The organism is Acidisoma sp. PAMC 29798 (assembly GCF_030252425.1).
Taxonomy (GTDB): Bacteria; Pseudomonadota; Alphaproteobacteria; order Acetobacterales; family Acetobacteraceae; genus Acidisoma; species Acidisoma cladoniae.
The window spans coordinates 233,516-246,440 of sequence record NZ_CP126994.1 but is presented as its reverse complement, the minus strand read 5'-3'; the positions used below and the strand labels follow the sequence as shown (position 1 = coordinate 246,440).

The window sequence follows — 12,925 nt, the reverse complement described above, 5'->3', positions numbered from 1 at the left end:
TGCGCGGGTCAAGCCCGCGCATGACGGTTAATTTTACGGGGTGCCGGTCGCACTCGCTGTCGCCGCCTGCTTCGCAAGCCACTGGCCGGGAGACATCCCGGCGGTCTGCGCCGTCGTTGCAATCGCCTGGGCCTGGGCGCTCGTCAGTGTCGCGGTAATCAGCACCTTGGACGGCCCGGCGGGCGCCGAAGTGTCCTGCAACAGCACACCCACCTTCTGGTTGAACGCGGTCAGCCGATCGAACTTCTGGCCGCGGCTGAGGGTTTGGTTATTCGCGATGGTCGGGCAATAGGCCGCGACCATGGCGTTGGAGATGTCGGTCACCGAAGCGTCGGCATTATCCGTCCGGATCTGCTGGATAACGCCGGTGATGCGGTTGAGCATATCCGCGTCCGTGCCGCTCGCCAGGATATTGGCCTGGTCCGGGGTTGCCAGCGTGCCCGCGATGAGGGAGGCGCCCACTTTGGGGCAGCCGAAGGCACGCGCCGCATTGGTGCCGCCGGCGCCCGTCACGTCATCGGTCGCCAGGGCCCGCAAGCCTGCGACACCGGCCGGTGTCGCATTGGCGGAGGCGTTGTTGTTCCAGCTCACGCGCGTGTAATTGGCGATCGCCGCCATGTCGTGGTTGTCGAGGGCGCCGGCGAAGCTCGGCATCGCGCCATAGCCATAGCCGCCGGCCAGTCCATTGATCATCGGCGCGATCACGCTGTCAGGCAGGGTAGCGCGGACGGCGGCATTCATTGCGAGATTGGGAATGGCGCCCGGCACGCCGCTGCCATCGGCCTTGTGGCACTGGGCGCAATTGCCGTCATACAGCGCCTTCCCGGCGGCAAGCTGCTCCGGTTTGATGGCGACAACCGTCGCCGTCACGGGCCGCTTCTCCGCACCCTTTAGATAGGTCGCGATGCCTGTGAGATCGGCATCGGTCATATAGGCCATGCTCTCATGCACAACCGCTTCCATAGGGCCGTAGGCGACGCCGAGACTGGGCTCCGCGCCCGTGCGGAGGAACTGCTTGATCTGGTCGATCGAGCGCGCACCGATGCCGCCATTTGGGTCGGCCGAGATATTGGGCGCGTAGTAGTTATCGACGATGCCACCCGACAGCGAGCGGCCGAGCTGCATCGCGCCGAGCATGTTGCGTGGCGAGTGACATTCGCCGCAATGGCCCGGACCCTGCACGAGATAGGCACCGCGATTCCAGGACACCGACTGGGTCGGATCGTTTTGATAGGTGCCGGGTTGGAAGAACATGATGCGCCAGCCCAGCAGCGACAGGCGCTGGTTGAAGGGGAAGGCGAGCTGGTTCACGTGCCGCACGGCATGGACGGGCTTCAGCGAATCCAGATAGGCCTTCACCGACAAGACATCCGGCCGCGTCATTTTGGTGTACGAGGTGAAGGACATCACCGGGTAGATGTATTCGCCGTGCTGCCCGATTCCGTTATGCAGAATCCGGTAGAACTGGGCGTCGGTCCAGGTGCCGATGCCGGTCTCTTTGTCCGGGGTGATGTTGGGCGACACCATCGGCCCGAACGGCGTGTTCAGCCGCAAGCCGCCCGAGAACGCAACCTGGCCTGGGCCGGTATGGCAGGGCATGCAATCCGCAGCGTGTACCAGATAATCGCCGTGGCCCACGGGGTCCGACAGACCCGGATCATGCGGAACGATCTTGCTGCTATCGGTGGCCCTGGCCAAGCCACCGCCCAGCGTGAGCGACAGCACCAGGACAGCGCCCGAAAGAACCCGTCTGCCCCACCATCCGCTCATTCACGTCCACCTTTTCCATAGTCGAGCTATGAGCGGGGCCTTGCGGCGCGCCCACACTCTCCGCCGTCCGGCTTTATACCGATCCGCCCGTGATTTGAAGGCATGCGCGGCAATGACATGTGCCTGCAATGGCGCGTCACGCCTTGGGCAGCATCACGACGAAGCGCGCCCCGCAGACGGCGCCGGCCTCATCATGGCGATTCTCGGCGCGGATGCGGCCGTTCAGTGCTTCGATGATCTGCTTGCTGATCGACAGGCCAAGGCCAGAATGCTTGCCGAAGCTCTCGCCCTGGGGTCGCTCGGAATAGAAGCGCTCGAAGACATCGGCGAGCTTGCCTTCGGGAATGCCCGGCCCTTCGTCGGACACGCTGATCTCCACCATGCCCGCACCATCATCTTGGGCCGCGAGTTCGATGCGACCGCCAGGCGGGCTGAAGGACCGGGCATTGCCGATCAAATTACCGAGCACCTGCACCAACCGACCCTCGACCCCGGCGACCGCGAGGCCGGGCTGCATCTCCCCCACTGCCAGAACCGGCGCACCGGGCGCGCGGGTCGCATCGTCGATATCCGCGAGGGCACCGAGCATCGCGACGATATCGAGCCGTTCCGGCGCGGTGCGCGAAATTTCGGCATCGACGCGCGATGCGTCTGAGATATCGGTGATGAGGCGATCGAGGCGCATCACATCATCGGCCATGATCGCCAATAACCGGCGTTGCTGCTTGGGATCCTCGACCCTGCGCAGCGTCTCAATGGCACTGCGCATGGAGGTCAGCGGATTCTTGATTTCGTGGGACACATCGGCCGCGAAACGCTCGATCGCGTCCATCCGGCCCCAGAGTGCGGTTGCGGAGTCCGACAGGGCGCGGGCCAGGATACTGATCTCGTCGCCCCGGTTCATCAGCGCGGGTGGCACGGCGCCGACGCGCCCATGGCCTTCGCGCATATCCTGCGCCGCGATGGCGAGGCCCAGGATCGGCCGGGCGATGGTCTGTGCCAGATACCAGGACAGCAGCACCGTTAGGATCAGGGCGACCAGGAACAGGCTGAGGATGGAGATGCGGACGGAGAAGACCGCCTCATCGACGCGGCGCGCATCATGCGTCAGCAGCACCATGCCGACGGCCTGGTTGTCGTGGACGACAGGCTCGGCCACCGTCACCAGCAGCCGCCCATCCGGCGTGCGGCGGATATAGGGCGGCACTTCCTGCCCGTCATTGCCGCGTAGACTGAGCACGGCCTTGAGATCTGGCTGCCAGTCCGCGCCTTCGGCCTTGTCGATCTGGCGCACCGGAATGCCGCCGGCAGAAGGCGCCCAGGCCAGCAGATGGTCATACAACCAGCTCACGACGCTGATCACCGCGCCGGAATTGACCGGCGGTGGCAAAGGCTCGGTCACGATGGCGCCGCCTGAACCCGCGCGAACTTGGCTGTCGGCCAACAGATTGCCATCCGGTCCGAACAGCCGAGCCTGGGCGAAGGGCGTGGGATCGGTGAGGCGATACAGCAACGGCCGAGCGAGATCGGGCACCAAGGCGGCGTGATCGCCGGTCGTGGCCTGGACCGCGCTTTCCCCGAGCGCACCGGCATAGATGCGCGCCTGTTCGCGGAGCGCCGCGACATCCGCGTCCATCAAGCCGTTCTGATATTGATCGAGATACAGCAGGCCGATCACCAGCAGCGCCAGCGGCAGCGCATTCACCAGAAGAATCCGCCGCAGGAACGGGGAGACGAGTTGCCGCTTGGGCACAAGGGCAGCGGATGGGGCGGTCGCCGCCCCCGTCACCGCCGGCTGCGCGAGGGTCGCCCCGTCGGGCATCAATTCTCCTTGTAGCGGTAGCCGATGCCGTACAGCGTCTCGATCTGGTCGAAGCTCTCATCCTCGACGCGGAACTTCTTGCGCACCCGCTTGATGTGGCTGTCGATGGTACGGTCATCGACGTAGATGTTTTCGCCGTAAGCGGCGTCGATGAGCTGATCGCGGGACTTCACCATGCCCGGCCGCGCCGCCAGGGCCTTGACCAGCAGAAACTCGGTCACGGTCAACTGGATGTCCTTGCCCTTCCACAGGCACTGATGCTTGGTCTCGTCCAAGGTCAGGTCGCTGCGGACCATGACGCCGGTCGGCGCGGCACCCGAGCCTTCGGCACGGCTGACCTCGTTGCGGCGCAGCAGGGTGCGAATACGCTCCAGCAGCAGGCGCTGGCTGAAGGGCTTGGTGATATAGTCATCGGCGCCGAGGCGCAGGCCCATAAGCTCATCCACCTCCTCGTCCTTGCTGGTGAGGAAGATCACCGGCAGGGCGCTGCGCTGGCGCAGCCGCTGGAGCAATTCCATGCCATCCATCCGTGGCATCTTGATGTCGAGCACAGCGAGGTCGACTGGCCGGGCGATGATGCCCTGCAAGGCACTTTCCCCGTCCGTATAGGTGCGGACCTGGAAGCCTTCCTGCTCCAGCGTCATCGAAACGCTCGCGAGGATATTGCGGTCGTCGTCCACGAGCGCGATGGTGTGCTTCATGATAAGCTTTCGAGTGTTCTTGCCGGACCGGCCGGGACCGCTGGAAATGGTCTTTAAGACTTAGCGGCTTGTACCTCGGCGCGCCAATGCGCCCTGAAGCGAGACTATGGTGACGACGCGCCCTTTGTCGACCGCAGGCGAAACCGTTGGGGAACTTCGCCGCCAGGCGCGGCATCTGCTGCGCGCGGCGCGGAGCGGATCGCTCGGTACGCTGGGCGTGGGCGGTCTGCCGACCGTTACGCTCGTGACGCCCGCTACCGCGCCGGACCTCTCCGTGCTGTTGCTGCTGTCCAGCCTTTCGGACCATCGCCGCAATCTCGCGGAAGATCCGCGCTGTGGCGTGATGGTGACGGGCACGGCGGTTTCGGAAAATCCGCAGACGGCGCCGCGACTGAGCCTCAGCGGTCGCGCTTTCCTCGTGCCGGAGACGGAGGAGGCCTATGGCCGGCAGCGCTGGTTGGCGGCGCATCCCTATGCCGCGGCCTATGCTGGCTTCACGGATTTCGCCCTGTGGCGGTTCGTGCCCGAGCGGGCGCAGTTCATTGGCGGTTTCGCCGCCGCCCATCGCCTGGACCTTGCGGCCTTCCTGCCGCCGACCGAAGCGGTCGCGGCCATCGCCGCAATCGAGGACGCGATGGTCGCCGCCTTTAACGAGGCGCATGCAGAGGCATTGGCGCCATGGCGCGTCACCGCCCTCGATGTCGATGGTTGCGATCTTGTCGCGGAGGACCGCGCGGTCAGGGTGCCCTTCGCCGTGACGGTGGCGACGCCGGACGCGCTTCGCGCCGCTCTGGAGGATGTGGTTCATAATGTAGGGCGGATAAGCGAAGCGTCATCCACCGCTCCTATGTGACGGTGAATGACGCTTCGCTTATCCGCCCTACAAAATGTGCCGGATCTTCAGCATCCCATAGACCGCGATGGTGACCACATCGCGAATGACGCCGTCACGGATCATCCTCTCGAACTCCGCCACTGGAAAAGCACAGGTGACCATGTCCTGCTCCTCATGCTCCAGGGCATGGCCGACGGCCGTCAGGTCGGTGGCGTAGAAGGCCCGCCCGGCCTGGGACGAATAGCCCGCCGCCTGAAACAGACTGCCGATCTCCGTCAGGGTTCCGGCACGCAGCCCGGTTTCCTCCTGCAACTCCCCCGCCGCCAGCTCATGCGGATCGACATCGCTGCGCGTCTCCCAGGTCCCCATCGGGAATTCCCAGCAGCGCTTCCCCACCGGGTAGCGAAACTGCTCTACCAAATGCACCATGCCGTCCTGAATGGGGGCGATGACCGCGAATTCAGCGCGTTCGAGAACGGAATAAATGCCCTCGGACCCATCCGCCCGACGCACCAAATCTTCCCGCAGCCGCAGCCACCGGTTTTCGTAAACCAGCCGCGTACTGAGTTGGATGATCGCGTCCTGCGGCATGCTCTATCGCGCCTTGCGGAAGGTCAGGTTGTAGCGAAATGGCCCGAACACAGGATCAAGCCCGGCTTTGACGGGCCGGATGCCATGAAACAGCAGCCGCGCCGGGCCACCGAAGACCAGAACATCGCCGCTCCGCACCGGCAGCGGTGCCGCGCGCATCGTTCGGTCGGCGCCGCCGATGAGAAAGACCGCAGGCAGACCCAGGGACACGGACACCACCGGCTGGCCGAGGTCCGCCTCATCCCGATCCTGGTGCAGGCCCATGCCGGCGCCCACGGCATAGCGGTTGATCAGGCACGCGTCTGGCGCGAAATCGGCAAAGCCCGCCTCGGCCGCCGTCTCGACCGCGAGCCGCCGGAAGACCAACGGCATGTCGGGCCAGGCACGTCCCGTCTCGGGGTCAAGCGTCTCATACCGATACCCCCGCCGGTCACTGACCCAGCCGCAGGCGCCCACGCTGGTCATCGCCGCCGCGAGCCGTCCGCCGCTGCGCGTTGTCATGACACGGAACGGGGCCAGATCGGCGATGGCGGCGATCAAGGGGGCAAGCGCGTCCGGATCGGCGCGACCCGGGAACAGCACCATCCCCGCTGGTAAGGCTCCTTCAGGCGGTTCCAATCCGGGAAGAAACGCGCTCAGACGAGTTGGGGCAGCGTGAACAGCCGGGAAACTTCGTGCAGATCGCCGGCCGTGACATGGCGCAAGGACGCCACGGTCGCATCTTCCTCGCGCACGATCTGGCACGTCCGCATCCCCACCGCCGCCGCCGCGTCTAGCTCGGCCTCGATATCGGACAGGAACAGGATAAAGCCGGCCGGCATGCCGATGTGCGTGCGAATGGCCTCATAGCTCGCAGTCTCCCGCTTCGGCCCGATGCGGGTATCGAAGAAGCCCGAAAAGAGCGGCGTCAGATCGCCTGACTTGGTATGGCCGAAGATGCCGCGCTGCGCCTCCTCCGAGCCGGAGGAATAGACATAGAGCGGCAGCCCTTCCCGCTTCCAGAAAGACAGGCTTTCCGGCGCATCGGGGTAGAATGTCGCCATCAGGTCCCCCGCCGCATAGCCTTCGCGCCAGATCAGCCCCTGGATCGTCTTGAGCGGCGTGACCTTCTCGTCCAGATCGCTCCAGCGCAGCAGTGTCGTGACCGGATCGGCCTCGGGCACCAGCGCCTGAGTGTCCGCAAGCACCTGCGTGACCTCAGGATCCGTCCCATGCGCGGCGACGAAACGCGCCAATCGTGCACGCGCATAAGGAAACAGCGTGTCGCGGATGGCGCTGATCGGCGTCACCGTGCCCTCGATGTCGATCAGGATGGCCTCGACCGGGTGGGTCACCACCAGATCGGTCGGGTCCAAAGCGTCGATCATGCGGCCGGGAAGCGGGCGCTGATGTCGTCGCCGGTAAAATGCGGCACCCAGCCGGAGGTATCGGTGAATACGCGCAGCGCGGTGAAGAACGGCCGCTCCCCGGCATCAAACCAATGGCGGATATTAGCGGGCACGCTGATCAGGTCTCCGGCGGTGCAATGGGCGTCATAGATGCGGCCATCGAGATGCAGAATGAAATTCCCGGAGCCATGGACGAAGAAGCGGATCTCATCCTCGGTATGGCTGTGCTCGTTGATGAACTTCGCCCGCAATGTCGGCCCCGCGGGATTGTCGGGCGTCAGCTTGATGACATCGGCCGAACCCGCACCAGAACTGCCCATCAGCCCATCGAGATAGGGGCGATAGGCTGCCAGGATCGTCTCAGCGTCGTCATCCGGCGACAGGACAACGGGCGATTCCCAACGCTCGAACCGCACGCCGATGGCGTTCAGCTCACGCGTGATCGTGTCCACATCTTCGGCGCGGAGCACGGCGCTATCAGGAGCGTCGTCATTATAGATTGTGAGACGGCTCATAGGAGCTTCCTCCGCTCGATTTCGGCGGCCAGGAGAAATTCCAAGGCCTCCATGCGGTTGAGGGTCGAGATCACGTCCGGTCCCCAGACATAGACGCCGTGACCGCGCAGAACATAACCGATCGGCGCCTGCCCGGCCTCCAGCATCGGCGCAATCCGGCCCGCCAGGCGCTGCATATCCTGGTCATTGTCGATGACCGGCAAAGGCACATCGGCATCATGCGTGCCCGCGCCATTCCAGGCCTTGACGATCTCATAGCCCTGGAACTGGATCGTGCGCGCCCGCGGCAAGGCCAAGGTCAGCGCCGTGGCCGCAATCGAATGGCCATGCAGGACAGCGCCTACGGACGGCCACAACCGATAGATCTGGCAATGGAGCAGGGTTTCTGCACTCGATCGCATGGCCGGATCGACAGGGCGGCCGTCGAAATCCACAGCGATGATGTCGAGCTCGGCCAGGAAGCCTTTATGGACGCCACTGCGGGTGATCGCCATCAGATCGGGCCCGATGCGCGCACTCAGATTCCCGCTCGTCGCCGGCACCCAGCCCCGCAGATCCATACGCCGACCAGCGGAGACGAGCGCGCGCGCGACATCGTTCGATACGGCAGCGACATCCGTCGCCACCGCTGCCGCAGTCATGACGCGATCGGCCATGTCGATGTCCCCGTGCCGACCAGGTCAGCCTGTCAGCAGGCTCAGCCCTGCGTGTGGACCGTCGTGGTCGGGCGAACCGTCGTGGTCGGCGGCACGTCCGTGCCGGGGGCCGAGAGTGTCGACGGTTTGTCGGACGCCATCGATGCGTCGCCCTCGTTCTCGTCCGCCATATTCTTCTTGAAGGATTTGATCCCCTTGGCGAAGTCGCCCATCAAATGGCTAACCTTGCCGCTGCCAAACAGCAGCAGAAGCACCAGAATGACGATCAACCAATGCCAGATGCTCAACGAGCCCATTTTTGCCTCCCTCGGGGCGAATGCCCAAGCGTTATGCCAGATGTAGCAGCCCGGCAATCCGCCCGACGAGCGCCATCATAGTCGCAGCCGGACCTCTTCACCAGTTGCTCTCGAAATTCAACCAGAAACGACTTGTCCACAGCTTTCTGAGCGGCGTCCCATGACAACCATTGGCGGCAGGTCTCTGACCGTATACCGTATCTAGTAGTTACATGGGCGGGGGACCACGAGATGGAGTGGAGCGACACGACGATCACGGAGCTCAAGGGGCTCTGGCAGGAAGGTCATTCGACGGCTGAAATCGGCCGGCGGCTCGGCATCTCAAAAAATGCGGTCGTCGGAAAAGCCCATCGGCTCGAACTTTCGCCGCGCCCATCACCCATCCGTCGGCAGGAAGGTGGCACGGTGTCGCCGCCACCCGTGCCGCGTGCCAATGGCCCAACGCTCGCGCCATTGCCGACCCGCGCCCCACCGGCCGCGCCGATGCATGCGCCCAAGCCGATGGCCCCGCCGCGACGGCTGGCCGCAGTCGCGGCCCCCGTGCTTCGGGTTTCGGCCTGCTGCTGGCCGATCGGTGAGCCCGGAAAACCGAGCTTTCATTTCTGCGACGCCGTCGCTGTGCATGGGAAGCCTTACTGCACCACCCATGCCGCCCTGGCTTATGTGAAGATCCGCGATCGCCGCGAAGACGCTGCCTGATCATGGGGTTTCCGTCCCCATGACGGACGGACCGATCGGGCCGGCAGTGGACACCACACCGCGCCCCCTGCCCGTTCGCCAAACGGTGCGTGGACGCACGGTTGTGCTGGAACCGCTGCATCCACGCCACACGGACGATCTATGGGCAGCGGCCCAGGGCGCTGACGACAGTTGGGCCTATCTCTCCTATGGGCCTTTCCCAACGCGAGAGGCGATGGCCCTGCAAGTCTCGGCCATGGCCGCCGACCATGATCCCATGCTTTGGGCGGTTCGGCCTGTCGCCACCGGTGTGGTTGCCGGCTGGATGTCGCTTCTGGACATTCAGCCGCGCCATGCGGCGGTCGAACTCGGCCATATCTGGCTCTCTCCAAGCTTGCAGAAGACCGAGACCGCCACCGAGGCGATGTTCCTGCTCTTGCGCTTGGCGGCCGAAGACCTCGGCTACCGCCGGCTCGTCTGGAAGTGCAATGCGCTGAATGCGCCGTCTCGCCGCGCCGCCGCCCGGCTCGGCTTCACCTTTGAGGGCACGCTGCGGTCCCATATGGTTGTCAAAGGGCGCCTGCGCGACACCGCCATGTTCAGCATCGTCGCAGCGGAGTGGCCGGCCGCGCGGGATGCCCTGGTGGCTTGGCTGGATCCGAGCAACTTCGATGGGACGGGTTCGCAAAAGACGAGCCTCGCCGCGTTTCGCCCAGGATAGAGCCTGTCGTTGCTAAACCGACATGGATTTGCGGCTGATGGTGGAGTATGCGTCCAGGCTGAAGGGCGCCGCAGAGCGCTTTCCGCATAGAACACAGGTGAAAACGACGAATGGCTGACCAACGGCCAAGCTTTCTGTGGGCAGAGGAAGCGAGCGCGCGCATCGACCTCAACCAAGATTGCCCGACCTGTGGCAATGCCGCCGCCAAGACCGCGATCTGCCTTTCCGTGCCGGGCGCGGTGCCGCCTTGGTGTCTGCTCGGCTGCAGCGCCTGTGGCTGCGGCTTTTACGATGATCAATCCATCCCTGATTACGGCGCGCCAGACCTCATCGGGTCGACCGCCTATTACCTTCAGCAGGGCATGGGTGTGGCCATGTCAGCGGGGGTGCTCGCCCGTATTCGAAAGCCGCCCGGCGCCTCTTATGTCGAAATCGGTTGCGGCTTCGGCCTCGCGCTCGATATGGCGGTGCATGCCATGGGCTGGGTTGGCAGGGGCATGGATCCTGCCGCGCAGGCGGCCGTGGGGCGGGATCTGCTCGGCCTTGACATCGATCTCGCCTATTTCGACCCGACCACCGTGGCCGATGCAAGCTGCGACATCGTCATGGCCAGCGAGGTGCTGGAGCATCTGCCGGCGCCTGTGCCCTTCCTGCGCGAGATCCGTCGCGGCTTGAAAGCGGATGGCGTGGTGGTCGTCACGACCCCCGATGTCGGCGCGCTGCATCCGCCGATCGACAAGCGCGCACTGACCGCCACTCTGTCAGTCGGGCTTCACGTCATTCTTCACAGCGCCGCAAGCCTGGAATGGGCGCTGCGGGAAGCGGGCTTTGCCCATGTCAGGGTACAGTCCGTCGAATGGCAGTTGATCGGCTTCGGCTCGTCCGCTCCGCTCGATCTGCGGGAGGATGATGAGGACACGCACCAAATCGTGACCAGGTATCTGGCGGACCGCGCACAGGCGCGAATCCCGCCGGATGACCTCTATTTCGGCTATGCTGGGCGCGCCCTCTTCGAAGCCGGGCGTATCATGGACTGGACAACCGCAGAGCGAGTGTGGTCGAAGCTCGACCCCGCGCTTCGCGAACGATACGGCATCAGCGTGGACGAGATCACCGCGCCGCCGCCCGGGTCGGAGGCCGCGCCGTTCGAGGAACTGGCGACCATTATGCCATTCAACCTGGCGCCCATTATGTTGGCGCGGGCTTATCAGCGCCTCGCCGCTGGCGTCTCTCGCTCCGCTCTCCGTCCGCGCTTCGCGGCGATCCGTGCAGTGTGCGCGCCCATTTGGGCGGCACTGTCGCGGCACAATCTTGGCGATGGCCTCACCGAGCAGATTCTGTGGCTTGCTCAAACCGAGGAGGTCCTGTGTGCTGCCTATGCCGGCTGCGCGGAGGTGGTGCCCATGATGAGCGCCGTGCCGGAATCGCCGCGGGGTGTCGGCCTTCATGCGCTCCAGGCCCGGACGGTTGTGACCTTGATGAATATGGAACGCCCCTATCTCGCCTCCGTCATCGCCCGGCGCGCTGGACTCTCCCATGCGCGTAGGCCCGGTGATCTCTCTTTGCCGAATCGCATGAAGGCCTATCTGTATGAGCAGTCCTATCGGTTAAGGCAGATGCTTCGTGCTTGATGACACCCCGATCCGAACGGTCTTTGGAGAGCCGATCACCTGGGCCCTGCTAGTCAGGCGGTTCCGGCATTCGAAGAACCGTTGGCTTGCGGCCAGACAGCTCATGCGCCATCTGGTGCGCGCGGTCCTCGCGCGTGGCCTCGGCATCAGCCGACCGTTTCGGGGCGTCGGCCGCGAGATTTGGGTGCAGGTCGTGATGGCGGTCAACTATCCGCTCGGCTGGCTAAGGTCCCCGCATCAGATTGTGGAGCGATGGGAAGCGCCGGATCGTCCGTTAAGCGAAAAAGTCGTGCTTTTCGTGCATTTCGACGCGAATGGGCGCGTGATCCCAGCGACCCGAGAGTTCCTGCAGAGCCTTTGCGCGGCGGGACTGTCCGTCGTCTTCGTGACCAACTCGGAACATATCCTTGATGAGGATAAGGCGTTTCTGCGCAACCATTGCAGCGCCATCCTGATCCGCCACAACATCGGCTACGACTTCGGCGCATGGCGCGATGCGCTCGATACCTTGCAGCTTCCCCGCCCACAGACCCGCGCCATCTATATGGTCAATGACAGCGTCTATGGCCCCTTCGGTGACCTTGGCTCGGTGCTGGCAGGCGTGGATTTCAAGCGCGCCGATCTTTGGGGCCTGACCGAGAGTTGGCAGCACCAGTATCATTTGCAGTCGTTTTTTCTTGCCTGTGGTGAAGGCGCCATCAGAAGCCGCGCCTGGCGGCGGTTCTGGCGCTCCGTGCGGCCGGTGCCGTGCAAGGATTGGATTATCCGGCACTGCGAAATCGGCTTCACCAGCGCCCTCAGCCGCGGGGGCATCCGGCCTGCGGCGCTCTTTCCGCAATCGGCCCTTCTTGATGAGGCGGAGATCGAACGATTGGAAGCCGTGCTGAAGGACGGTCAAGCCCAACACGGCGCCAATGAGCGCCTCCAGGCTCAAGCTACGCATGCGCATCGCATTCTGCGTTCGGCCCGGCTCGGCAAACAGGATCTCAACCCGTCGATCGATTTATGGCGGCAATTGCTGTGCGCGGGATACCCGTTCGTGAAGCGCGAGTTGCTGCTCGCCAATCCCAGCAAGGTCACCGATGTCTTCGACTGGGAAAGCGTCGTTTCGCATCGCTTGCATGCGGACCCGCAACCTCTCGCGGCGCAGATCCGCCTGTCTCTCGGCGATCGCTTGCCCGTGGTGTGGAATTCACCGACCGATGAACCCTATTACGCCAAGGTCGAGCAGGACTGAGGGCCGCAGACCGATCGGGCGTCATAATTGAATTGACTCCGTAACGATTAGCCTCCAGCGTCGCGCGGCCCGACTGGAGCCGCC

General features: G+C 64.5%; 14 protein-coding genes. 5 read left to right on the top strand and 9 right to left on the bottom strand.

The annotated features are described in order from the left end of the window. Window positions 1-33: 33 nt before the first annotated feature. From QP803_RS01215 to QP803_RS01205, 3 genes are all read right to left on the bottom strand, one after another. Entirely contained in the window at window positions 34-1,770 is a 1,737-nt protein-coding gene (locus QP803_RS01215; RefSeq protein ID WP_284945862.1) for a c-type cytochrome, read from the bottom strand. A 136-nt stretch (window positions 1,771-1,906) separates the two neighbouring features. Continuing rightward, the gene (locus tag QP803_RS01210) at window positions 1,907-3,592 is read right to left on the bottom strand and encodes a stimulus-sensing domain-containing protein (protein ID WP_284945861.1); all 1,686 of its coding nucleotides are present in this window, start codon (window positions 3,590-3,592) and stop codon (window positions 1,907-1,909) included. Next, entirely contained in the window at window positions 3,592-4,293 is a 702-nt protein-coding gene (locus QP803_RS01205) for a response regulator transcription factor (protein WP_284945860.1), read from the bottom strand. The genes QP803_RS01210 and QP803_RS01205 overlap by 1 nt, the downstream gene beginning before the upstream one ends. A 106-nt stretch (window positions 4,294-4,399) precedes the next feature. On the opposite strand from QP803_RS01205, the gene QP803_RS01200 reads away from it, so the two are divergent. Then, on the top strand, window positions 4,400-5,146 hold the full coding sequence (locus QP803_RS01200; RefSeq protein WP_284945859.1) for a HugZ family pyridoxamine 5'-phosphate oxidase: 747 nt from the start codon (window positions 4,400-4,402) through the stop codon (window positions 5,144-5,146). A gap of 27 nt (window positions 5,147-5,173) precedes the next feature. Here the strand turns inward: QP803_RS01200 and QP803_RS01195 are convergent, their stop codons facing one another. From QP803_RS01195 to QP803_RS01170, 6 genes are read right to left on the bottom strand one after another with little or no spacing between them, the layout of a single operon-like run. Continuing rightward, entirely contained in the window at window positions 5,174-5,719 is a 546-nt protein-coding gene (locus QP803_RS01195; RefSeq protein ID WP_284945858.1) for an NUDIX hydrolase, read from the bottom strand. Window positions 5,720-5,722: 3 nt separating this feature from the next. After that, on the bottom strand, window positions 5,723-6,304 hold the full coding sequence (locus QP803_RS01190; protein WP_284945857.1) for an alpha-ketoglutarate-dependent dioxygenase AlkB: 582 nt from the start codon (window positions 6,302-6,304) through the stop codon (window positions 5,723-5,725). A 50-nt stretch (window positions 6,305-6,354) separates the two neighbouring features. Beyond that, entirely contained in the window at window positions 6,355-7,086 is a 732-nt protein-coding gene (gene mtnC, locus QP803_RS01185; protein WP_284945856.1) for an acireductone synthase, read from the bottom strand. Next, window positions 7,083-7,622 (bottom strand): 1,2-dihydroxy-3-keto-5-methylthiopentene dioxygenase, encoded by a 540-nt coding sequence (locus QP803_RS01180; protein WP_284945855.1) that lies wholly within the window; start codon window positions 7,620-7,622, stop codon window positions 7,083-7,085. Before QP803_RS01180 ends, mtnC begins: the two co-directional genes overlap by 4 nt. After that, window positions 7,619-8,278: a methylthioribulose 1-phosphate dehydratase gene (locus tag QP803_RS01175; RefSeq protein WP_434082877.1), complete on the bottom strand. Its 660-nt coding sequence runs from the start codon at window positions 8,276-8,278 to the stop codon at window positions 7,619-7,621. The genes QP803_RS01180 and QP803_RS01175 overlap by 4 nt, the downstream gene beginning before the upstream one ends. A gap of 41 nt (window positions 8,279-8,319) precedes the next feature. Next, on the bottom strand, window positions 8,320-8,574 hold the full coding sequence (locus tag QP803_RS01170) for a twin-arginine translocase TatA/TatE family subunit (RefSeq protein WP_284945854.1): 255 nt from the start codon (window positions 8,572-8,574) through the stop codon (window positions 8,320-8,322). 231 nt (window positions 8,575-8,805) lie between these two features. Between QP803_RS01170 and QP803_RS01165 the strand changes: the two genes are divergently transcribed. From QP803_RS01165 to QP803_RS01150, 4 genes are all read left to right on the top strand, one after another. Beyond that, window positions 8,806-9,273, top strand: coding sequence for a GcrA family cell cycle regulator (locus QP803_RS01165; protein ID WP_284945853.1), 468 nt, complete (start codon window positions 8,806-8,808; stop codon window positions 9,271-9,273). A 19-nt stretch (window positions 9,274-9,292) separates the two neighbouring features. Next, window positions 9,293-9,973 carry a GNAT family N-acetyltransferase gene (locus QP803_RS01160; protein ID WP_284945852.1) on the top strand — a complete coding sequence of 227 codons (681 nt, stop codon included), beginning with the start codon at window positions 9,293-9,295 and terminating at the stop codon, window positions 9,971-9,973. 110 nt (window positions 9,974-10,083) lie between these two features. Then, window positions 10,084-11,604 carry a class I SAM-dependent methyltransferase gene (locus QP803_RS01155; RefSeq protein WP_284945851.1) on the top strand — a complete coding sequence of 507 codons (1,521 nt, stop codon included), beginning with the start codon at window positions 10,084-10,086 and terminating at the stop codon, window positions 11,602-11,604. Continuing rightward, the gene (locus QP803_RS01150; RefSeq protein ID WP_284945850.1) at window positions 11,597-12,841 is read left to right on the top strand and encodes a rhamnan synthesis F family protein; all 1,245 of its coding nucleotides are present in this window, start codon (window positions 11,597-11,599) and stop codon (window positions 12,839-12,841) included. Before QP803_RS01155 ends, QP803_RS01150 begins: the two co-directional genes overlap by 8 nt. Window positions 12,842-12,925: the final 84 nt, after the last annotated feature.

Excerpts from the sequence above, each read along its gene's own strand:
- QP803_RS01215 (WP_284945862.1), bottom strand. The coding sequence starts at position 1,770 with ATGAGCGGATGGTGGGGCAGACGGGTTCTTTCGGGCGCTGTCCTGGTG.
- QP803_RS01210 (WP_284945861.1), bottom strand. The coding sequence starts at position 3,592 with ATGCCCGACGGGGCGACCCTCGCGCAGCCGGCGGTGACGGGGGCGGCG.
- QP803_RS01205 (WP_284945860.1), bottom strand. The coding sequence starts at position 4,293 with ATGAAGCACACCATCGCGCTCGTGGACGACGACCGCAATATCCTCGCG.
- QP803_RS01200 (WP_284945859.1), top strand. The coding sequence starts at position 4,400 with ATGGTGACGACGCGCCCTTTGTCGACCGCAGGCGAAACCGTTGGGGAA.
- QP803_RS01195 (WP_284945858.1), bottom strand. The coding sequence starts at position 5,719 with ATGCCGCAGGACGCGATCATCCAACTCAGTACGCGGCTGGTTTACGAA.
- QP803_RS01190 (WP_284945857.1), bottom strand. The coding sequence starts at position 6,304 with ATGGTGCTGTTCCCGGGTCGCGCCGATCCGGACGCGCTTGCCCCCTTG.
- mtnC (WP_284945856.1), bottom strand. The coding sequence starts at position 7,086 with ATGATCGACGCTTTGGACCCGACCGATCTGGTGGTGACCCACCCGGTC.
- QP803_RS01180 (WP_284945855.1), bottom strand. The coding sequence starts at position 7,622 with ATGAGCCGTCTCACAATCTATAATGACGACGCTCCTGATAGCGCCGTG.
- QP803_RS01175 (WP_434082877.1), bottom strand. The coding sequence starts at position 8,278 with ATGGCCGATCGCGTCATGACTGCGGCAGCGGTGGCGACGGATGTCGCT.
- QP803_RS01170 (WP_284945854.1), bottom strand. The coding sequence starts at position 8,574 with ATGGGCTCGTTGAGCATCTGGCATTGGTTGATCGTCATTCTGGTGCTT.
- QP803_RS01165 (WP_284945853.1), top strand. The coding sequence starts at position 8,806 with ATGGAGTGGAGCGACACGACGATCACGGAGCTCAAGGGGCTCTGGCAG.
- QP803_RS01160 (WP_284945852.1), top strand. The coding sequence starts at position 9,293 with ATGACGGACGGACCGATCGGGCCGGCAGTGGACACCACACCGCGCCCC.
- QP803_RS01155 (WP_284945851.1), top strand. The coding sequence starts at position 10,084 with ATGGCTGACCAACGGCCAAGCTTTCTGTGGGCAGAGGAAGCGAGCGCG.